This window comes from Sulfuriferula plumbiphila, assembly GCF_009938015.1.
GTDB lineage: Bacteria > Pseudomonadota > Gammaproteobacteria > Burkholderiales > Sulfuriferulaceae > Sulfuriferula > Sulfuriferula plumbiphila.
The window spans coordinates 1,763,804-1,785,260 of sequence record NZ_AP021884.1 but is presented as its reverse complement, the minus strand read 5'-3'; the positions used below and the strand labels follow the sequence as shown (position 1 = coordinate 1,785,260).

Here is a 21,457-nt window from a genome sequence, read left to right as displayed (position 1 = left end):
GTTGGCTCAGGCCGAGGTTGGCACCCTTTTGTCATGAGCTCCTGTACAAGGGCTCCAGAGAGGAATCTTTTTCGGTTTTAATCCGGACATCCTTAGGTTTGTGATGCCTGAATAGCTGCCACAAGGGTTCTCCTTGCCAGTGCGCCTGCGTCTTCGCATAGAGGGCGCGATCCAGTTGCACCAGTGCGTCGCCCAGCGCAGGCTCGCACAGGCGTGCCAGGGCGGTGAGGCTGGCAGGGGAGGGCTGGCGCCATCGTTGTTTTGCCCATGCAAGCAGTTGCGTTTTTGCTTGGGACGCATCGTTTGCCAGGCAAGCTTTTTTGAATTGTTTTTCCAGCTGACTGAGGCTTTCTTCATGCGCGGTATTTACCCCGGTTTGCGAAGATTTTTTGCGTGCCTGCCACCACCAGGCGAGAACCGTAAGAAGCCAGCCCGTACCGAGTAAAAGCGATAGCCACGGCCACCAGCCGGGAGAAACGGTTGCGATGGCGGCGCCAGCAGCTTGGGAGGCGTGCGTGGCTAGGATTGCTGGCGCAGGCACTTCAGTTGTTGGGATGGTGGGTGGCGGTGTGGATATCTGATTCTGGCTGCCGGGGAGGATAGTGATGCTGCGGGCGGGCAAACGCGCCACTTCCCGTTTATCCGTATTGACGTTCCACCATTTGATCTCGATGGCCGGCAGGGTGACATTGCCGGGGCGTGTGGGGATGAAGGCAATCTTCTGCTCGCGGGTGCCGATGATGCCGTTGCCATCCTGGTTGTCTTTAAGCGTGGGTTGGTCCGGGTAGAGCTTGAGACCATCAATTTTGCTGCTATCGAGCGCTGGCAGTTGAGAGGCTGTCAGGCCGTTCGCCGTGATCGTCAGCGTGCGGGTGATCGGCTCGCCAACGGTGAATTTGGGCGGATTCTCCGACCATTGTTCCGCCAGTTGCAGTTTGCTGGCCGGAAGCCATTGGCTACTGTCGAAGCCAGGAGGGACCGGTTTAACCGAGAACGCGATGGTTTTGGAACGCAAACGCAGGTGACGCGTGCTCTGGTTGAAAGGGTTAAACATGAAGCCAGCGCCACCCTGACTTGCTTCCACGACACTACCGTCGAAGACGACCGGAGCACTGCTGAATTGCCCGCTCTGTTGCGGAAAAACAGCGTAGCGTCGTTCAATCACCGAATAGGCTTGCCCATTGCGGACGACCTGGAACGGATGATCGCTGCCCAGCCGTTCGACCACCGCATCCATATTCGGGAATTCGGGGTCGCTCAGACTGCTGCCGTCGCCCAGGCTGAGCGCACTATACAGACGTACGGTAAAGATGATCTGCTGCTGCACATGAACCGTCTGCGGTTCTGCGCTGACTTCGAGAAACAGATTCTTGCCCTGTTGCGCGGTGTCCGCCTGATTTGCAGCCGTCACGGTAAGACTGAGCGGTGGGCTGGACTGTCCCCCTACAGGGATTGCAGGAATCTGCAGTTGTCCGGCATGTTTCGGGGTGAGGCTGATCTGCCACTGGGTATTGTGGGTGACCTGACCATTAATGATCTGGAAACTGCTGCTTTTGCTCTGTCCGAGCACATCGAAGTCCCGCTTCAGCGCGCTCAGGTCCGGCTCCCCGCTGCTGCTGTCAGTGCTTTGCAGCGTGAGGTTGAACGATTCGTTCACGGCGACGGGGTTGCGGTCAACCTGGACCTGTAACGAGGCCGACGACTGGGTCGAGCACAGCACACCCAGCGCCGTGATCAGGAGAATCAGAAACTGATTAAAACGAGCTTTTACCATGGCTGTTTTTCACTCTTCTGGAATTGCGGCTGCTGTTTGTACTGATAGAGAAACTTGCGCCGCCACAAGCCGCCGGGATCGTCGGGAATACGCCGCAGCCATTGCTCGTCTGCCTGCTGCAATTGCTTGCGTTGCGCCTGCGCATCAACCGCCGCTTGCGTGCTGCCTGGCAGCGCTGAATGCTGATCTGCCGCTTGCGGTAGCGGCTGTGGGTGACCATGGTTTTGCTTTTGAGTTGCCTGGTCCTGAGGTTGAACCCCCGGCTGCTCAGCGGCATCGTTCTGTTGATGTCCGACATCTGGCTTCTGCTTGCCAGTATTGCCCTGGCTGTGCGTAGCTTGATCGGATTTCTGATTGGGCGGTTGATTGCCTTGCCGCGATTGCGGCGATGTCTGCTGCGATTGCCCGGCGGACTTTCCCTGTTGCCCGTTTTTTGAAGCTTGCTGCTGATTGCTGGCGTGTTGCTGCTTTTTTTGCTGCTGTTTTTTCAATAATTCTTCGACCAGAGTGCGGTTATAACGGGCATCGTCGAGCCCGGGGTCACGTTTCAATGCTTCATCATAGGCGCGCATTGCCTCGGGCAGGCGCCCCAGTTGTGCCAGCGCATTGCCGCGATTGTAATCAGTCTGGGCCGTGTCGATTCCCTTCAGGCTATCCAGCACTGCCTGGTAATTTCCAGCCCGATATTCGGCAGCAGCACGCCACTCGGGATCATGAAAAAGTCTGGCAGCCAGTTGCGGCTGTTTGGCATCCATGGCTTGCTGCCCACGCTGGTCGTCGCGCAGCCACAGGCTGCTCCATCCGGACGCATAGGCCGGATGCGTCTGCGGCAGGATGATCAGCAGCAACACAACAAGATAGCCGCGACGAAAGGCGAGGGCGCCGAGCAGCAGCAGCGGCAGCAGCAGCCAGGGTCCTTCGTCGCGCCACTGATCGCTCATCAGGCCATCGGCCTTTTCACCCTGTTGCGGGTCAAGCGTGCGCTTGAATGGCGCCAGCAGGGCGCGGAAATCGCTGTCATCGGTGCTCAGGCGCCGATAGACACCGTGACCCTGGCGTGCAAGCGCTTCGAGGCTGGCATCGTCCAGCCTGGGAATGACAATGGCACCGTCATCGCTCTCGAAAAATCCGCCATGGGGATCGGGAATGGGCGCGCCTTCAGTGGTGCCGACGCCCAATACCGATAACCGGTGCCCGGCCTTGACCAGATGGCTGATTGCAGCCTCAAGTGAGTTCGACTCACTGCCGTTGAGGCCATCTGTGATCAGCAGCACACCGCCGTGGGTGGCGCCGGCCTGGTCCAGCAGTTTCTGCGCCAGGCTGATCGCGCGATCGGGGCGTGAACCCTGCGCCGGCATCAGGCCGGTGGTAAGGCTATCGATCTGACTGACGATGGTCTTGGCATCAGTGGTCAGCGGGCTGACCACAAAGGGGGTGGCGGCGTAGACGATCAGCGCCGTTTCGCCTTCCTTTTGCTGGTTGAGGATATCGCGTAATTTCAGTTGTGCCCGTTGCAGGCGGCTGGGTTTGATATCGGTGGCATCCATCGAACGGGACAGGTCGAGCAGCACAACCAGTGCCGACTGCTGGCGAAATACCGGCTGCGCCAGTTTCTGCCATGCCGGGCCGGCCAGAGCGAGGATTGCCAGCAGGCCGCCGAGGCCGACGACGAACAGGACCCAAGGGCCTTGGCGGGCATTTTTTCCGATCAGGAGATGGGCCAGTAGCCGCGGCTCCACCACGCGCTGCCAGCTGCGACTGACCAGGCGCCGGCGCCACATCAGCCAGAGCAGTGCGGCCAGCGGGAGCAGGGCGAGCAGCCAGACGGGCCGCAAAAAGTGAAATGTCGCAATCATGCCCATGGCCTCATCTCCTTCCCGCATTCGGAAGCAGAAGCAGCCCTGCAAGAAGCAGGCTGATGGCCAACGGCCAGTAGAACAGCGTGGTGTGCGGGCGAAAGGTCTGTTTCTCCTGATCGACCGGCTGCAGTTTATCCAGGATGGTATATATCTGGTTCAACTGTTCGGTGTCACGGGCACGAAAATAGCGTCCACCGGTCGCCTTGGCGATGGCGCGCAGCGTATCTTCATCGAGGTCGCCGGAAGGGTTGACGCTTTGCATGCCGAACAGCGAAGGAATCTGCATCTCATCGGCGCCGATGCCGATGGTGTAGATGGTGACCCCCTCCTGGGCAGCCAGCTCTGCCGCCTTGAGCGGTGTCACCGCGCCGGCGTTGCTGACGCCATCGGTCAGCAATATCAGGACCTTGTTGCCATGCGGACGTTCCCGCAAGCGTTTTACCGCCAGGCCGATGGCGTCGCCGATAGCCGTTTGTTCACCGGCCAGACCGATGGCGGCCTCGTCAAGCAGCGTGTGTACGGTCTTGCGGTCGAAAGTCAGCGGGGTTTGCAAATAAGCCTGCGTGCCGAACAGGATCAATCCGATGCGATCGCCGACGCGCCGGTCTATGAAGTCGCCGGCAATCTCCTTGATGGCGTCGAGGCGGCTCACACGTTGTCCATGAATGGCAAAATCAGGGGTTTGCATACTGCCGGAGAGGTCCACCGCCAGCATCAGGTCGCGCCCGCTGACCGGCAAGTCGATGGGATCACCGAGCCAGACCGGGCGTGCCGCAGCCGTAACCAATAGCAACCATGCCAGGGCGCCGAGCCATGCCCGGCCGCGTCGCTGCGCCAGCCTGCCGGGTTTCGCAGCGCTTTCCATGGCAAAAGGATCAAGGCCGGGTACGCGCAACGCGGCCTCCCTGATTTCATCGGCACGTGGCAGCGAGAGACGCAGCAAAAGCGGCAGCGGCAAAATGAGAAAAAGCCACGGCCACTCGAAGTGGATCATTTTTTGCCTCGCGGCAGCTTCTTCAGCCAGCGTTCGCCCAGTGCCAATAAAGCACGCAGGGAACCCGGATCGATGGCCGCATCCGGACGATACGGAACGGTGGTCAACAGACGCCCGGCGTGCGACTGAAAAGCAGCGCCTTCACCCAGGCTGTGATCGAGAAAAGCAAGCCACGCGTCACCGTTGAGCGCCGCCACCTCCGCGCGGGGAAAGCGGCTGACCGCCACCCGGCGCAGCAGGATCGACAGTTCGCTGACCAGGGCGCAGGGTGCGGATTGCTGCGTCTCATGCAGTTCGCGCAGGCGGCTCAGTTCACTCAATGCAAAACGGCGCCAGTGGTTCCGGCGACGGTGGCGATGCAAGCCATACAGCGCAAGCGCTATCAGCAGGATGGCTGCAGCCAGCAGCCACCATCCCAGTGCCGGCGGCCACCAGGAGATGCGCGCAGGCAGGTGTATATCGCGCAACTGGCTCAACGCCGGATTCATCAGCGCAGCCCCAATCCCTGCTGAAGCGCAGCCAGCGGGTCTGCGGAGGTGGTCAGCGGCAGCAGGGTCATGCCATATCGGCGACATAGCTGCTGCAGCGCGGTCTGTCGCCTGATAAAACCCTGGCGATAGCGCTCGCGTAAATGCGGGTCTTCGGTCGCCAGGGTCAGGAACCGCTCGCCGTCGCTCACCCGATAATGTCCTGGCGGAGGCAGCTCGGCCTCCAGCGGGTCGTGGATGTCGGCGAGAATGAGATCGTTATGGCGGGCTAGCTGGCCCAGATGCGCGCTCCCCTGGCCATTGATGTAGGCAAAATCGCTCAGCAGGATGATCAGGCTGCCCGGCTGTGCCACCCGGCGCAGACGCACCAGCGTCTGGTTCAGCGCACTGGCTGCCGCCAGCGCATCGCTGCCGGCAGCCCGGTGCTGCCAGGCCGGGTGATCGGCGATGCGGCTCAGCACATGCAGCAAGGCCGCTTTGCCGCGCCTGGGGCGCAGCTCGATATGCGTCTCCTCGGAGAACAGCAGGGCGCCGAGCCGGTCACTCTGAGCCACGGCACGCCACCCCAGCAGGGCAGCCGCCTGGGCCGCACGCACCGCCTTGAACGCGCCCTTGGTGGCAAAAAACATGGCGTGGCGCAAGTCAACCCAGAGCAGCACGGCACGCTCGCGTTCCTCGCGAAACAGCTTGGTATGCGGACGGCCGGTACGCGCGGTCACGCGCCAATCGAGACTGCGCACATCGTCGCCCTGCATGTAGGGGCGCACCTCATCGAACTCCATGCCGCGCCCCTTGAAAGGGGAACGGTAGCCGCCGCTGACAGGCGAACGAATCCGCCCAGGTTTGAGCGGCAGCGATTCGGCGGCGTGATGCAGGGCGATCAGGGAGGACAAACTTATCCGTACCACGCCATCGTCCTGATTCGGCAGGTCTGCCGGCACGGAAGCCGGGCGGGTGTAGAAGGGCCTGCTGTGCCCGAATGGGGGAATCATGGCACCGGGATCAGGTCGACCAGTTTCTCGATAAAGTGGTCAGGGGTGTGACCTTCTGCCTCCGCCTCATAGCTCAGCAGCACGCGATGGCGCAGCACATCAAAAGCCAGGGCCTGAATATCTTCCGGTCCCACATAATTGCGCCCTGCCAGCCAGGCATGGGCGCGCGCGCAACGGTCGAGGGCAATCGTGGCGCGCGGACTGGCGCCCCATTGCACCCAGCTGCCCAGAGCGGGGTTGTAGGATGATGGGTCGCGGGTGGCAAGAATAATCTCGACCAGGTAACGCTCCAGGTTGTCGGCCATGTAGACCTCCAGCACCTCCTGGCGCGCGGCAAGCAGGATTTCCTGGCCAAGTCTGGCCACAGCCGGCGCCGTATTGCGAATCTGTTGCGACGCTTCGTCACGGGCCAGTTGCAGTATCTGCCGCTCGGCCTCGGCTTTGGGATAATCGACCTTTACGTGCAGCAGGAAACGGTCGAGCTGAGCTTCCGGAAGCGGGTAGGTTCCCTCCTGCTCAATGGGGTTCTGGGTGGCCATGACCAGAAACAGTTTCGGCAGTGGATACGTCGTGGTGCCAACGGTGATCTGTCGCTCCGCCATGGCCTCGAGCAGCGCCGACTGCACCTTGGCCGGCGCCCGGTTCACCTCGTCGGCCAGTACCAGGTTGTGGAACAGCGGGCCGCGCTGGAACTGGAAAGAACCATCCTGTGGACGAAAAATATCGGTGCCGGTAAGATCGGCGGGTAACAGATCCGGTGTGAACTGTACGCGGTGAAAATCGCCGTCGATGCCCTCGCTCAAAACCTTGATGGCGCGCGTCTTGGCAAGACCCGGCGCGCCTTCGACCAACAGGTGGCCATCGGCCAGAAGCGCTATCAGGAGCCGCTCGACAAGCACTTCCTGGCCAATGATGTGTTGCGAAATATGTTGTTTCAGCAACTGAAACGCTTGTTGCGCCGGCGAATTTCCCGTCATGGCGATGGTGTCCATTATTGATGATCGATTCCATGGATACGAGGACTCATGACGTTTTAGATAGTTCCGTAACCATCCGGTGGAATTCGATTGCCGCCAGAAATAGCGAATCATGCGCGCATTACGGCTACTATTCCTGTATTCAGGCGCGCCGTAAACTTTCAGAGGCACTCAATAAATGGACATCAAACCTTACAAAATCAAACCCGGCAGCCAGTTCAGGCTGAGCCAGTTCGAGGCCGGCGACAAATCGCTCATCAACGGCGACAAAGACAGCGCCAGGGCGAAACTGGACACGCTGCGTGCCAGACTCGAATCCCTGCAGGAATTGCTCTACGCCGAAGGCAGACACAAGCTGCTCATCGTGTTGCAGGCAATGGACACGGCAGGCAAGGATTCCACCATCCGTATGGTGTTCGATGGCGTGAATCCGCAAGGCGTCAAAGTCGCCGCTTTCAAGGCACCCACTGCGGAGGAACTGGCGCATGACTTTTTGTGGCGCGTACATGCCAAAACGCCCGCCAAGGGCGAAATCGTCATTTTCAATCGCAGCCATTATGAAGACGTGCTGATCACCCGCGTCAACGGCTGGATCGACACCGGTACCTGCAAGTCGCGCTATCGGCAGATCAATGAGTTCGAACAGTTTCTGGTGGAGAATGGCACCACGGTTCTGAAGTTCTATCTGCATATCTCCAAGGACGAGCAAAAGAAACGTCTCCTTGAACGCCGTGACACCCCCAGAAAACAGTGGAAATTCAATCCCGGCGACCTCGCCAGCCGAGCCCGGTGGGATGACTACATGGACGCCTATACCGATGCCATATCCGCCACCAGCACCAGGCAGGCACCGTGGTTTATCGTGCCTGCCAATTCAAAATTGCAGCGCAATCTGATTGTTTCCAGTGTGATTTGCGATACGCTGGAAGGTCTGAAAATGGATTACCCGAAAGCAGTGGAAGGGCTGGAGAAAATTGTAGTGGAATGAACCTTCTATTCAATCCGGCGTGCTGCGCTGGCCAGCCGGCCAAGAACCGCATCCGCCACCGTCGGATTGCCTGCGGCATTCAAGGGAGCCACCGCTGTCATATAACCGGAACCTGCGCCGCCCTGAATGAAGGAAGTGTTGGCAATATGCCAAAAGTGCCAAAATTAATGGCACAAAATCAGGTAATTACCCCTGGAAATTGTGGTGTTCAGACTATCACTTCAATGGTGAAAACCCTGGAAATGAATCCCTCTCCGGCTGTGCCATAGCTCACAGTGCACGGGACGACATAAAGGATCAATCGAAGAACTGGCATGTTGTTTGCAGAATAACCATATCATAAACATGGGTAATTCGCACCAAAACAACCAATGAGCTTAATCAACCGAAAATAAATAAATTGACAAATATTTGCAATGCGTGTAAGCAATCACCCAAATTTTGAGCTTTTGATCACTAGAAAACACATATCGGTTTCCTACTCAAGCCACCAATGCCGCGCAGACTTCTCCGCCTGGTCAGACCTGGTCGTGTCGATATCCGCCGCCACGCGCCCGGGTATTCTTTCTGTATTGAAGATGTCGTCTGGGCCATGGGCAGCTTCTGTGCCCTCAACCGCAAACCGTTTGATGCCGAACTGCTTGCCCGGCAATTTCCGCCCCCTTACAGCGCCGATTCACTGATACACGCCGCCCGGGCGCTGGGTTTCAAGATCAAGCGCCAGGAATGTGGGGCAGCAGATATTGGCAAGCTGAATCTGCCTTGCCTGGTGGTGTTACGTGAGGAAGAGTCCACCCACTGCCCGGCTATTGTTATCCAGACGGGTGAAGACAGTGTCGCCCTGTTCGATGCAGGCAGCAACACCCCCACGCATTTAACATTGCAGGAGTTTGCTGCACGCTTCACCGGAACAGTTTTTCAGCTTGCGCTGGCTGCCGCGGTGATTACCGACCCCGACCAAGCTGCCGCCGGGCGGCCAGAATTTGGCTTTCGCTGGTTTATTCCAGAACTGATGAGGCACAAGCGCGTCTGGCGCGATGTGATCATTGCCTCACTGGTGATTCAACTGCTGGCACTGGGGACGCCATTGTTTACTCAGGTGGTGATCGACAAGGTAGTCGTACATCACACCCAAAGCACACTTATCGTCATTGCCATTGGCCTGGCCGTATTCATGCTGTTCACCTCACTGCTCACCTGGGTGCGCCAGTATCTGGTGTTGCATACCGGCAACCGGGTCGATGCCGTGTTGGGTGCCGCCGTGTTCGACCACCTGTTCAAACTGCCGCCGCGTTATTTCGAGCACCGCCCTACCGGGGTGATTGCCGCCCGCCTGCACGGGGTAGAGAACATTCGCGAATTTGTCGCCAGCGCGGCGGTGACGCTGGTGCTGGATTTACCCTTCCTGCTCATCTTTGCCGGCATCATGCTGTATTACAGCGTGGCGCTTACCTTCATTGCCCTGGCCATCATTGGCCTTATCGTCGGCCTCAGTCTACTGGTTGCCCCGGTATTCCGTATCAAGTTGAACGAACAGTTTCTGCTCGGGGCCCGCAACCAGGCTTTTACTACTGAATACGTGGCCGGGCTGGAAACCGTTAAAAGCCTGCAGATGGAACCCCAACTCAGGGCGCGTTACAGTGACTATCTGGCTGATTATCTGCGCTCCGGCTTTGTCGTACGGCAACTGTCCAACACCTACAATGTTATCGCCAGCGGGCTGGAACAAACGCTCTCGCTGCTTATTCTGGTGGCCGGTGCCTACATGGTCATGACCGGCACCGACTTCACCATCGGCATGCTGGTGGCTTTTCAGATGTTTGCCAGCCGGCTGTCGCAGCCCATGTTGCGTCTGGTTGGCCTGTGGCAGCAGTTTCAGCAAGCCAATTTATCGGTGCAGCGCCTGGGCGACATCATGAATGCCCCTGCCGAGCCGTATTCCGTCCTCCCCACCCGCCTGCGCGAAGGCAAAGGACGGATGGATATTGATCATTTGAGTTTTCGCTATAACGATAACTTGCCGTTTCTCTATCAAGACTTCAGTCTTGTGGTAAAACCCGGTCAAATCGTCGCCGTTATGGGGCCGTCAGGTTCTGGTAAAAGCACCCTCACCAAATTGCTGCAGGGCTTCTACCAGCCCGCCGGGGGTAGCATCAAAATAGACGGACACGATATCCGTCACCTGGCAGCCAACGAACTGCGCCACTACTTCGGTGTGGTACCACAGGAAACCGTGCTCTTCTCCGGCAGCCTGTATGACAACCTGCTCATGGCCAACCCCCATGCCAGCTTCGAACAAGTCGTGCGCGCCTGCCGCATGGCGGAGATTCACGATGTGATCGAAGTCCTGCCGCAGGGTTACCAGACCGAAATCGGCGAACGCGGCTCAGGTCTGTCCGGCGGCCAAAAACAACGCCTGGCCATTGCCCGGGCACTGCTCAAACAGCCACGAATCCTTATTTTCGACGAAGCCACCAGCAGCCTCGATAGCGCCACGGCAGAACACTTTGCCACCACCATCAACCAGCTGCGCGGCAAGGTCAGCATGCTCTTCATCACCCATGCCCTGCCGAAGGGCTTGCAGGTGGATGAAGCAGTCAGGATTGGAGCACATGCCGTCACGGTGCCCAGCGCCCCCATCCACACCCATCAAGCCGATCAAACTCAGGAAACCCGTGCATGAAAATCCGTTTCGCCACTCCCGACGATGTAGCGGCCTTTGTCGATCTGGGTCAGCGCTTCCACGCCATGACCCGCTTTGCCTCCTATACCTACAACCCGGAGCGGGTCACCCAGCAACTGCATGCCGTCATTGGCATCGGGCAGAACAAGAATGGCACGCACTGCTTTTTCGTGGCAGAGGACAGTCAAGGCCAGCCCGTCGGCGGCATTATCGGTTGTGTGGAGCGGCATTTCTTCTCCGACCAGCTCGTCGCCAGCATCATCCATTACGACGTGCTGCCGGAAAAACGCATGGGCGGCGCGGGGCTCCGCCTGCTGGGCGCTTTCCGAAAATGGGCGGAGAACCGGGGGGCGGTAGAACTCAACGCAGGCGTAAACAGCGGCGTGGAGCTGGAAAAAATGAACCGGTTTCTACAACGGTTGGGGTTTCGGAAAACCGGCGGCAATTATTCGCTGCCGTTAGTCCCAACCACAGCATCAACACAGTGAACAAATTTTTTACCTGTTTTTTTTTACCTAAAAGGGGATTCATATGAAAAACAATCAACCCGCACTTGTCCTTATGGCCATCATCACAGGGTTTACCACATCCACCCAGGCCGCCGACACTGGTTTCTATGGTTACCTATCAGTGGGCCAAAGCCAGAGCGACCGCAAGGCCGAAAGCGACCGCGCGCTGACCGGCGCCGGAGCGACCGCGTTCACCTCCAGCTTCGATGACACCGGCACCGCTTACAAAATCCAGGCGGGCACCACTTCAACAAAAACCTTGCCATCGAAGGCGGCTACGCCAAACTCGGCGAGTTCGCCTACAGCGTCACCCAGACCTTCCGCCCGGTCATGCTCAATCTGGACAATGACGGCATCGAGACCGTGGGCAAGGATGCCTCGGGTGCTGCATTCGACGTGGACGATTCCGGCTTTCTCAAGAACACCGGCTGGATCAAAGGCGGCGATGCCTTCCTGACCCTGGACCGCGACTACAACGGCGCGACCAACAGCGGAAAAGAAATGTTCAGCAACGGCGTGGTGGACATTTCCCGCAGAGGATTGGCGGGCATGGCGTGGGTAGATGCCAACTACGACGGCAAGCTCACTGCCGCCGACCCGGTGTGGAATGAGCTGAAGGTATGGCAGGACGACGGCGACGGCGTGGACGAGGCCGGGGAAAAGCTGACCCTTGCGGCGCTGGGCATTACTGAACTCAACTACAGCATGGGCCGTTTCGTGCAGAATGGGGTGGTCAAGGAACTCGGCTCACCGGACCTGACAGCCGACACCGAAGGCACGCGCGTCGACTATCTGACCCGGATAGGGGCCAACCAGAACGGGACTGTGGCGGCGAATGAAGTACTGTACTTCTGCGAAAGGATGGCGGCATGAATTCGACGACAAAGCGGGGGCTGTCGCATGCTTGGCTTGTCTTCCTTGCGTTTTGCCTCACTGCACAAGCATGGGCGGCGCCGGAATATGTAACCGTCTGGCCCAAGCAGGTTCCTGTGGAAAAGCCTGACCCAGTTCTGGGTGATAAACCGTTCTGGGAGTTCTGGGTGTACAGCGAAGCGTTTGCCAAGCGGTTCAAGGGGTTTCCGGTGGACAAAGCTGATCCCGAACTCCGAGACGGATTGAAGGCATTGGCTCTACGAATTTACAAGATAAACCTCTGGGCAGGGGTCAACCCGAGTTACCCGGAACTATACGCATGTGAGATCGGTGCGTATTTCGATAGCTCGACGGTTTTACCTCTAGCCGAATCCGGCAAGCCGAGACACATTTTCCCGGTTTATCCGGCACGCGTCTCGGGGAGCTTTAAGCGGCTTGACCCTGTCGAGGAAAGGGACACGCAGGCGATACGTGCGTCTAAACCGGCTCCGTTCAATATGGAAGCCCAACCTCTCATCTTCGCAGACCCGTTGGATGGTCGTTTTGAGAAATTCGGGGTGCGGGAGTACCACCCTAACTTGGCGCCAGGCCTATCGTATATCGGTTTGCTCGCGTCTTTTGCCTGTGAAGTAACCGCACCTCTGAAAGACGGAGGGAGCCACTGGCTATCCCTTCAGGGAGAAAACCCATACAACAAAGAAAAACGTAGGAACGGACCGGCACATGGAACATATGAGCCAGGCATCAAGGACACGTTCGACCCTGGCCCCACCCCCAAATCCTATGGCTACTTCCGTGTGCCGGAGGCGTTCAACAAGGCGGCGTTACCGAAAGTGACGTTGGTTAAGGTAATGAACTGGTGTATCCAACAGAGGCATCGTCCATCCGATTGGCGGGTCAATGGGCAAACTATCGGTTGGCAACAGCTTATGTACCGATGTGAGGAGGCGGAGCAGCGTGGAAGGATTTTGCCTGACCCCCGCTACTACTCCGGCAAGGAAGGTCTACAGGATACCGGTTATTAAACATTTTCAAAGGGGGACAACATGGCAACGAACAATCCACTGGAAATTCTCACGTATGCAAATTTGAGCAATGCGGCCTACGGCAACGGCGCTGTACCTATGGGATGGACGCTTCTGGCGGCGACATCATCCACGAAGACTGGTTTTGCTGCGATGGCTGTCCGCAACGATACGACCGGCGAAATCGTCGTCGCGTATCGCGGTACCGACGGCATCAAGGACCTTACTGGCAGCGACCTGCAATTGGCGCTGCAAAACGATGTACCTGGGCAATATCCTGAAGCCGCAGCGTTCTACACGCAGATCAAGAACGAATATGGCTCGAACATCACCCTCACCGGACATAGCCTAGGCGGAGCACTTGTCCAGTTGGTGGCAGCTATCGAGAACAGGCCGGCTTTCACCTACAATGCTCCAGGGGTTGAAGTTCTCTACCCCGCCTTGCCTGGTGCAAATCCAAACGCGAGTGCTGCTGACTTTACCAACATCAACAACTTCAACATGGCCTTCGATGCCGTGAGTACGCGCGGCGTGCAACTGGGCAACATCGCTAACTACGATCCGAGCAGCCTCGAAGGGCTGACAATTTTCGCCAGCTTTGTGGCGACGGCCGTGAATCCCTCAATTGGCGTACTGGTCTTCGGTCACACCGTGCTCGGCCAGCACTATATCGACCGCTTGGAAGATGCTATTGCCACCCCCAAGCCAACCGACACGCTCAACGGTTACTCCTATGATGCGGCGTCTGGCACCTGGAGCATGCCAAGCCAAGATGGCACGTCCGTCACTCCCGCCGATGCCGAGACTGCGGCTGGCCTGAGTGCGCTACGGGATACGAACATCCAATACAACGAACAAGTAGGACAAGCACATACCTGGCTCACTGAGTACCGTAACTGGCAAGCAATCACCGCGCAACTTACCGCAAGATACGGTCAAGTGTGGACCGACTACGACCCGCAATATGACAGCATCGGCTGGATTCGGGACGCCAATGGCAATTTCGTGGCCCAGTTCCAGATGGTGGAAGAGAACAGCCAGAAGCTCATGAAGATGCTCGGTGAGGGCGGCCAAACCGTCAATCTCAGCGAGGGGACGATTTCCGGCATCGGGACCCTGTTCCACAGTATCGCTTCTGGTGCGACAACCCTCCTCAACAGCGTCGCCACCTACGGCCCCACCCTCATCGACTCGCTCTCCTTGATCAAAGCTATCCAGAGCGGCGAGCCGTTACCGCTGGTGGCTTCCGGCCTGCGGCTGGCGAACGATCTTTCCACGCTCAACGGCGCCTCCAATCTCAACCTCTCCGGTGTGGCCAACACCGCTTCGGGCATCCTGAGTCTGATGAGCCTGGATGCGGCATTGGAGCGAGGCGACATGCTGGGTACCGTGACAGCGGGTGCCCAAGCGATTGCATTCGGCGCGCAAGCCTTCTCTGATTCTGCCGCCTCGCAGGCCTTTGCCGCCATTAGCGAGGGCACCATAGATCTCGCCGCCGAAACCCTGGCGCTGCAAAGCCAGGCGGTCGCCAATACCGTGGGCAATGTTCTGCCTTTCCTGAGCATTGCGAACAGCCTTGCCCAAGGCGACATGACCGGCGCGGCCGTGGGGGTAGTTTCGTACTTTGTGCCGGTAGTGGGCTGGGCCTACGCCGTGTTCAGCATCATCGACAGCCTGTTCGGCGGTGACGATGAAATCCCCGACCCCTGGGGTACCGGGTCGTTCACCTGGAACGGCACCGGCATCAGCTACCAGTCCGCCGGCGAGACCGGCGGCAACGAGGCCGTTGCCAACGTCATGGGCAGTGTGCTCGCCACCCTGAACGCCCTGATCGAGCGCGAACGCAGCCAAAACCCCGGCAGCCAGCTGGGCATCATCCCCAACCGCATGCCTGGCGTCGGCTACGACATGAGCGGCTACCGCTACACCGACATCGACCCCTTAACTGGCGCCGAGAAACATCCTGCCCTCCGGTTCGATACCTCGGGTAATCCGTATAACGCCGATCCCGGCAGCCCCGAATCCTTCCAGTCCATTATCGAAGGCATGGTCTATTCAGCGCTTGGCCGCCAGGCCATCGCCCCGTTGTGGGAAGGGCTCACCGCCCGTGCGCAGACCGATGCAGGCGACCCGAAAGCGGGGCTCACCGAAGAGGAGCGCGCCGGGCGCGACGGCCAGCTCGCCGCGCCGCTCACCGGCAGCACCCAGACCTTCCGCCCGGTCATGCTGGATCTGGACGGCGACGGCATAGAAACGGTCAACAAAGCCGCCTCCAACGTGGCCTTCGACGTGGACGACTCGGGCTTCATGAAGCAGACCGGCTGGGCCGCGGGTGGCGACACCTTCCTGACCCTGGACCGCGATTACAACGGCCAGACCAATAGCGGAAAAGAAATGTTCAGCAACGGCGTGGTGGACATTTCCCGCAGAGGATTGGCGGGCATGGCGTGGGTGGACAGCAACTACGATGGCAAGCTCACTGCCGCCGACCCGGTGTGGAACGAGCTGAAGGTATGGCAGGACGACGGCGACGGCGTGGACGAGGCCGGAGAAAAGCTGACCCTGGCGGCGCTGGGCATTACCGAACTCAACTACAGCATGGGCACCTTCACCCGGAACGGCCAGGTCAGGCAACTGGCCAGCCCCGATCTGGAAGCGGACCGTGACGGCACCCGCATCAACGTGGTGCCCGAGGGCATCCTGGTGCAATCGAGCGGCAGCGACCGGATCTCGCTGCTGGTCACCCGCATCGATGACCTGACGGCGGTGGAAGCCAACCGCGACGGGGTGACCGGCTTCGAAGATGTGGAGACCATTATCAGCGCCGCCGACCTGCTGGCCAACGATACGCTGGGCGGCTTCACCGGGCGTGATCTGTCGATTACCGGTCTGACCAACTTGCGCCACGGCACGGGCTTCATCGATGCCAACGGGTTTGTGCATTTCAATCCCGAGGCCAATTATGCGGGTAGAGATGCCGGGTTTGATTACACGGTGCTGGCCTCCAATGGACAGACTGGCACAGGTGGCGTGGATATTGTGTTGCAGAATGTGAACGACGCGCCGACGCTCGATCGTGTCGACCATTCCACCCAGCCGGTGTATGGGTACACGCCGGTTCAGTATGACGAATGGGGCAGCTACCAGAGCGGCGGACAGCCGATTTATCAGCCCTATGCAATTCAGCAATCCTACGATTGGGAATCGGGCGCAGCGATCTCCACCTATATCTACAACCCGCTGCCTGGGCAACCCGGTCTGGACTATCACACCACGCCTGTGGCGAACGAAGACACCGGCGCGGGCCGGGTTGCGGGGGCGGATGTTGACGATCCGGCTTCTTCGCTCAGCTACGAGATTGTCAATCAGCCCCAGTACGGCGCGGTGAGCCTGAATGCCGACGGCACGTTCCAGTACACCAGTTGGAAAGAACCGGGTGTTCCCAGTGACCGTATGGTAGTGGATGGCCAGTACGCCGGCATCAAGGATGGCATGCTGTACACACAATTCAACCTGCCAGGTTCGGCGGTGTATCCGACATCGGATATCTTCCAGGTCAGGATCACCGACCCCGGCGGCGCCAGCACGATCCAGAATATTTCGGTAGCGCACTTCGGCCCGTATCTGCCGCCCACGCCGCCGGGAGGCGGCGGGGGCGCGCAATACCCTCTCGCTGGGGGACGTGGAGTACGACGACCTGAAGTTCAGGAAATCGGGAACCGATCTCGTGCTGGAGAACGATCCGGACAGCGGCATCACCTTCAAGGGCTGGTACGCCGATGCCGCGAACCGGAATTTCAAAACCCTGCAGGTGGTATCGGAACTGGACGACGATGACGACCACGAACAGCATGGACAGCATGATGACGATGACCAGCCGTTCGACGCCGCAGTGGAAACCTTCGACTTCCGGGCTTTGGTGACCAAATTCGACCAAGCGCGCGCGGCGAATACCAAGCTCAGCCGCTGGAGTTTGATGAACGGCTTGCTGGATGCGCACCTCGCTTCCAGCGACAGCATGGCGCTGGGCGGCGATCTGACCTTCCACTATGGTCAGGAGGGAGAGCTCAAGGGTATGGCGCTGCTCGCTGCGCAAAGCGTGCTGAAGCATCCGAACTTCGCTGTGCAGGCCCAGGCGATTCATCCCTAGTCGTCGCTGGAAGGCGGCGCCGTGAAAGTGGCTTAACGTAAGGAAGCAATACATGAGTTCAAGCAAGAAAAACAATCCGGGCGCGGACAGCGCGCAAGCCTTGGCCGGCGTGAACCTGGAGGAAGCGAAACAGGCGCTGGCCAAGCTGCCGGTGCTGGGGCCGGTGATCTGGCTGTACGCGCGCGATCCGGTGCGCAAGTTCATGTTCCTGGGCGATACGGACTGGGCGCTGATGCCGCCCATCGTGCTCGATCAGTGCCGCCTGTATACCAAGAACGGCATTCCTTTCGCCTTCGTCACCTGGGCCAAGGTCAGCGATGCGGTGGATGCGCGGCTGCGCTCCGGCCAGCCGAAAATCGCGCCGCACGAGTGGAACTCGGGCCCGCATCTTTGGCTGATCGATGTCGTGGCGCCGTTCGGGCAGATGGATGAAACCCTGAAGGAGATGCGCGAGACGCTGTTCCTCGGCGTGGCGGTCCACGCGCTGATGCCGCAAGCCGGCAAGCCCGGACAGGTTCGGCTACAGGAATGGCCGCCGGTAACCGATCCGGCCAAGATCACCCATTAAGCGGACTTGTGGGCGGCACCAATGAATAAATCGCGCGAGAAGGCCATTTCGCCTGAGGCCATCGAGTTTGCCCCCGGACTGCTGTCGATACAGGAATGCCCACCCGGTATACTGCCGCGCGGCGTGATGTACGCCGTGACGGCCTTGTTCCTTATACTGCTGATCTGGGCGATCTTCGGCAAACTGGACATCATTGCCAGTGCTGAAGGCCGCCTGGTGCCGCAGACTTACGTCAAGATCGTACAACCAGCCGATGCCGGCATTGTGCAACACATTCTGGTGAGGGAGGGCGATACCGTCAAGGCCGGGCAGGTGCTGTTGCGCATGGACGCCCAGCTGGCCGAGGCCGACCGACAAACCATTACAGCCGCCCTGGCGCTCAAATCCCTGCAATTGCGGCGTATCGATGCCGAACTCACCGGCATGCCCCTGGAGCGCACAAAGAGCGACCCGGACGATTTGTTCCGCCGGGTCGCTGCGCAATACCGCGACCACCGGCAAGCCTACACCGATGCTTTGGCCCAGGCACAGGCGGCCCTTGACAAAACCCGGCAGGAATACGCCTCTGGCAAAGAAGTGCTGACCAAGCTGAACCAGGTCACCCCCATTTTGCAACAACAGGCAAATGCTTATGCCGACATGGGTAAGGACGGCTACGTGCCGCAACTGATGGTGCGCGACAAACAGCGCGAGCTTCTGGAAAAATCCCAAGACCTGCGTGCCCAGCAATCCACTTTGGCCAGTCTTGCTGCAGCCGAAGCCGAAGCGCGCAAACACCTGGCGCAGATCACCTCCAATTACCGCAGCAATCTGCAAAACGAGCGCATCGATGCCGAAGGCGAATACCGCAAACTGCAACAGGACTGGATCAAGGTCGAACACAAAACCGGTTTGCTGGAACTCAGGGCTCCGCAAGCCGGTATTGTGAAAGACATCGCTACCCATACCATAGGCACGGTTGTTTCACCCGGAACCGTGCTTCTGTCGCTGGTACCCGAAAACGAACCGCTGATAGCTGAAATCATGGTCAGGAATGACGATGTCGGTTTCGTCTTCCCGCAGCAGACCGTCAAAGTCAAACTGGTCGCCTATCCTTTCCAGAAATACGGCATGCTCGAAGGCAAGGTGATCCATATCGGCCCCGATGCCAGCGATGCTCAAATGCCGCAAGCAGCAGGCAAAGAGCCATCCCCGGATGCGGCCACCCCCGGCCTGGCCTACAAGGCACGGGTCGCCCTGAAATCGCAAGCGTTGACTACCCAGGGAGAGCAACTCAAGCTGATGCCTGGCATGCAGGTCATCGCTGAAATCAATCAGGGCCGCCGCACCGTCATGGAGTACCTGCTCTCGCCCATACAAAAAACCCTGCACGACAGCGGGCGCGAACGATGAGTCCGAAACACATATCTTCCTCCCTCTCACGCAGAGGTGAGGCTCTGCTGGTTTTGTTCAGCCTTGCCTGGCACCCCGCGCACAGCGCCGACCTGCTCGACATCTACCGCCTGGCCTGGCACAACGACCCATCTTTCGAAGCCGCGCGCTATGTCCTGCAGGCCGCGCAGGAGAAAGTCCCGCAGGCGCGCGCCAGCCTGCTGCCTGCCGTATCGGCCAGCGGCAGCCGCAATTACACGCAATCATCCGCCGCCTACGGCGGTACACCACCGGTCGACCGCGATGTACGCGCCTGGACCTGGAATGTGCAACTCACCCAACCACTGATTCGCCTGCAAAATATTTTTGCCTATAGCGAATCGCAGGCTATTGTTAAGCAGGCCACTGCACAATTCGCCCAGGCCGAACAGGCGCTCATCCTGCGCGTAACGCAAGCCTACTTCGATGTTGTAGTGGCACAGGAAAGCATTGCCGTGGCACAGGCGCAAGTGCAAGCCATGCAGGCACAACTGGCGCAAGCCATACGTGGGTTCGAAACCGGCACCCACGCCGTCACCGATATGCATGAGGCCCGGGCACGCCACGCGCTGGCAATCGCCCAACAGGTGAGCGCGCGCAACGGGTTGTCCAACAAACAGGCTGAACTGGAAAAAATAATCGGACAAGACATCGGCGTACTGAACACCCTGCAGCCTGCCGTAGTCATACCCAAACCGCAACCCAATGACGCGCAGACCTGGATTGCGCTGGCGCGCGAACGCAATCCCGCCGTACTGGCACAGCAATCTGCTGTACAGGCGGCAGAAGCCAAAGTCAGTCGCAACCGGGCCGAACACCTGCCGACACTCGATCTGACCGCCTCGCATGGCAAGAACCACTCGTCCGGTACCACCCTTAACCCGACCAACTACGCTACCAGCGCCAGCCAGCAACAGCTTGGCGTACAGTTAACCCTACCCTTATTCTCCGGCGCGGCCACCAGTTCCCGCATCAGCGAAGCCATTGCCAGCCGCTGCAAATCCCAGGCCGAACTGGAAGCAGCAAGGCGCCAGGCTGCCACTGATGCCCGGCAAGCCTATGCCGGCATTGAAAACGGGCTGGCCCAGATTGAAGCCCTGCAATCCGCTGTCAAATCAAGTCAAAGCGCCGTCAAAGGCAATCAAGCCGGATTCGGTGTCGGTATTCGCATGAACATTGATGTGCTGAATGCTGAGCAGCAACTTTACTCCGCCCAGCGCGACCTCGCCAAGGCACGTTACGATACATTGTTGCAGGGGCTGAAACTCAAGGCTGCTGCCGGTGCATTGTCGGAAGATGATGTGTTGACTGTGAATGCATTGCTTGGGAGTGCCTTGCAGGAACAGTTGAAAAACTGACACCCGCCACACCCGATCCAATACTCCCGAAAGCACAAACCCAGCTCATTTCAAACTTACCTTAACCAGGATTGGACCCGGTGGCGGAACCCAGGTAGAACAGGCGGCAAACTTTGCATGATCTTGGGTGGCGGGTTTGAGTAGAATACGCATCCGACCTTGAATCCCGACTCAAACGATTGGGTGAGAACTGAAAATGCCGATCTATAAAAGGAGCTCCCATGGCTTATAGCCGCACAACCCGTATTCTGCATTCGCTGATTGCCCTGACCATTACCTTCCAGCTCATTGTCAGTTTGGTGATGGAACCTCCAAAGGTCGACCGGCCGATGAGCCAGGCGAGTGCATTCTGGTTCGAATGGCATGAATGGGTGGGACTGGCTGCAATGGCAGTCTTGCTGGTGAGCTGGATTTACCGGCTGGCGAATTTCAAACGCGAAGGGCAGGCCAAGTTATTTCCATGGGTGAATGCGGCTGGCCGAAAAGGACTGATGACGGAATTGCGCATGTTTCTGACACTGAAATGGAAAGCCCTCCCAGATACCGGGCCGCTGGCCGGAACGATACACGGTCTGGGTCTGTTGATTGCCACGGCAATGGCGGTCACCGGCAGCATTCTTTACATAGGGCTATGGCCCGATAATATCGTGACAGCCAATGTGAACAATATGATGGATGTGCATTCGACCCTGGCGACGGTCATGTGGGTTTATCTGTATGGCCACATCATCATAGCGTCATGGCATCAGTTCGTAGGTCATGGCAGCATTACCAAAATGTTCAGTTGGCGTTGAGTTATTTGAGGACTT

Annotated in this window: 17 protein-coding genes; 11 read left to right on the top strand and 6 right to left on the bottom strand. The window is 58.8% G+C overall.

The window, feature by feature from the left end; all coding sequences use genetic code 11:
• Positions 1-31 precede the first annotated feature (31 nt).
• The 6 genes from GZH91_RS09285 to GZH91_RS09260 are packed head-to-tail and all read right to left on the bottom strand — an operon-like array spanning position 32 to position 7,099.
• On the bottom strand, positions 32-1,774 hold the full coding sequence (locus tag GZH91_RS09285) for a BatD family protein (RefSeq protein WP_147073524.1): 1,743 nt from the start codon (positions 1,772-1,774) through the stop codon (positions 32-34).
• Positions 1,768-3,636, bottom strand: coding sequence for a VWA domain-containing protein (locus GZH91_RS09280; RefSeq protein ID WP_232522167.1), 1,869 nt, complete (start codon positions 3,634-3,636; stop codon positions 1,768-1,770). Before GZH91_RS09280 ends, GZH91_RS09285 begins: the two co-directional genes overlap by 7 nt.
• Before the next feature lie 4 nt (positions 3,637-3,640).
• Positions 3,641-4,627 (bottom strand): vWA domain-containing protein, encoded by a 987-nt coding sequence (locus GZH91_RS09275; protein ID WP_147073528.1) that lies wholly within the window; start codon positions 4,625-4,627, stop codon positions 3,641-3,643.
• Positions 4,624-5,115 carry a DUF4381 domain-containing protein gene (locus tag GZH91_RS09270; RefSeq protein ID WP_161984231.1) on the bottom strand — a complete coding sequence of 164 codons (492 nt, stop codon included), beginning with the start codon at positions 5,113-5,115 and terminating at the stop codon, positions 4,624-4,626. The genes GZH91_RS09275 and GZH91_RS09270 overlap by 4 nt, the downstream gene beginning before the upstream one ends.
• Positions 5,115-6,107, bottom strand: coding sequence for a DUF58 domain-containing protein (locus tag GZH91_RS09265; RefSeq protein WP_147073532.1), 993 nt, complete (start codon positions 6,105-6,107; stop codon positions 5,115-5,117). The genes GZH91_RS09270 and GZH91_RS09265 overlap by 1 nt, the downstream gene beginning before the upstream one ends.
• Positions 6,104-7,099 carry an AAA family ATPase gene (locus GZH91_RS09260; protein ID WP_198415279.1) on the bottom strand — a complete coding sequence of 332 codons (996 nt, stop codon included), beginning with the start codon at positions 7,097-7,099 and terminating at the stop codon, positions 6,104-6,106. Before GZH91_RS09260 ends, GZH91_RS09265 begins: the two co-directional genes overlap by 4 nt.
• Before the next feature lie 163 nt (positions 7,100-7,262).
• Here GZH91_RS09260 and GZH91_RS09255 point away from each other — a divergent pair, with 163 nt between their 5' ends.
• The 11 genes from GZH91_RS09255 to GZH91_RS09205 all read left to right on the top strand — a co-directional run bounded on the left by GZH91_RS09255 (position 7,263) and on the right by GZH91_RS09205 (position 21,442).
• Entirely contained in the window at positions 7,263-8,072 is an 810-nt protein-coding gene (locus GZH91_RS09255) for a polyphosphate kinase 2 family protein (RefSeq protein ID WP_147073534.1), read from the top strand.
• 592 nt (positions 8,073-8,664) lie between these two features.
• Positions 8,665-10,755, top strand: a complete 2,091-nt coding sequence (locus GZH91_RS09250; RefSeq protein ID WP_223264573.1) for a peptidase domain-containing ABC transporter — start codon at positions 8,665-8,667, stop codon at positions 10,753-10,755.
• Positions 10,752-11,243: a GNAT family N-acetyltransferase gene (locus GZH91_RS09245; RefSeq protein ID WP_147073540.1), complete on the top strand. Its 492-nt coding sequence runs from the start codon at positions 10,752-10,754 to the stop codon at positions 11,241-11,243. The genes GZH91_RS09250 and GZH91_RS09245 overlap by 4 nt, the downstream gene beginning before the upstream one ends.
• 351 nt (positions 11,244-11,594) lie before the next feature.
• A complete protein-coding gene (locus tag GZH91_RS09240; protein WP_147073542.1) occupies positions 11,595-12,137 on the top strand; it encodes a hypothetical protein in 543 nt (180 codons plus the stop codon).
• Positions 12,134-13,162, top strand: a complete 1,029-nt coding sequence (locus tag GZH91_RS09235; protein ID WP_147073544.1) for a hypothetical protein — start codon at positions 12,134-12,136, stop codon at positions 13,160-13,162. Before GZH91_RS09240 ends, GZH91_RS09235 begins: the two co-directional genes overlap by 4 nt.
• Positions 13,163-13,183: 21 nt before the next feature.
• Positions 13,184-16,999 carry a cadherin-like domain-containing protein gene (locus GZH91_RS09230; RefSeq protein WP_147073546.1) on the top strand — a complete coding sequence of 1,272 codons (3,816 nt, stop codon included), beginning with the start codon at positions 13,184-13,186 and terminating at the stop codon, positions 16,997-16,999.
• Entirely contained in the window at positions 16,890-17,312 is a 423-nt protein-coding gene (locus GZH91_RS09225; protein WP_147073548.1) for a hypothetical protein, read from the top strand. Before GZH91_RS09230 ends, GZH91_RS09225 begins: the two co-directional genes overlap by 110 nt.
• Before the next feature lie 52 nt (positions 17,313-17,364).
• The gene (locus GZH91_RS09220; RefSeq protein ID WP_147073550.1) at positions 17,365-17,880 is read left to right on the top strand and encodes a toxin-activating lysine-acyltransferase; all 516 of its coding nucleotides are present in this window, start codon (positions 17,365-17,367) and stop codon (positions 17,878-17,880) included.
• 21 nt (positions 17,881-17,901) lie between these two features.
• Positions 17,902-19,272, top strand: coding sequence for an HlyD family type I secretion periplasmic adaptor subunit (locus GZH91_RS09215; protein ID WP_147073552.1), 1,371 nt, complete (start codon positions 17,902-17,904; stop codon positions 19,270-19,272).
• A complete protein-coding gene (locus tag GZH91_RS09210) occupies positions 19,269-20,648 on the top strand; it encodes a TolC family outer membrane protein (RefSeq protein WP_147073554.1) in 1,380 nt (459 codons plus the stop codon). Before GZH91_RS09215 ends, GZH91_RS09210 begins: the two co-directional genes overlap by 4 nt.
• Before the next feature lie 221 nt (positions 20,649-20,869).
• Complete coding sequence (locus GZH91_RS09205; protein ID WP_147073556.1) at positions 20,870-21,442, top strand: cytochrome b/b6 domain-containing protein; 573 nt, start codon at positions 20,870-20,872, stop codon at positions 21,440-21,442.
• Positions 21,443-21,457: the final 15 nt, after the last annotated feature.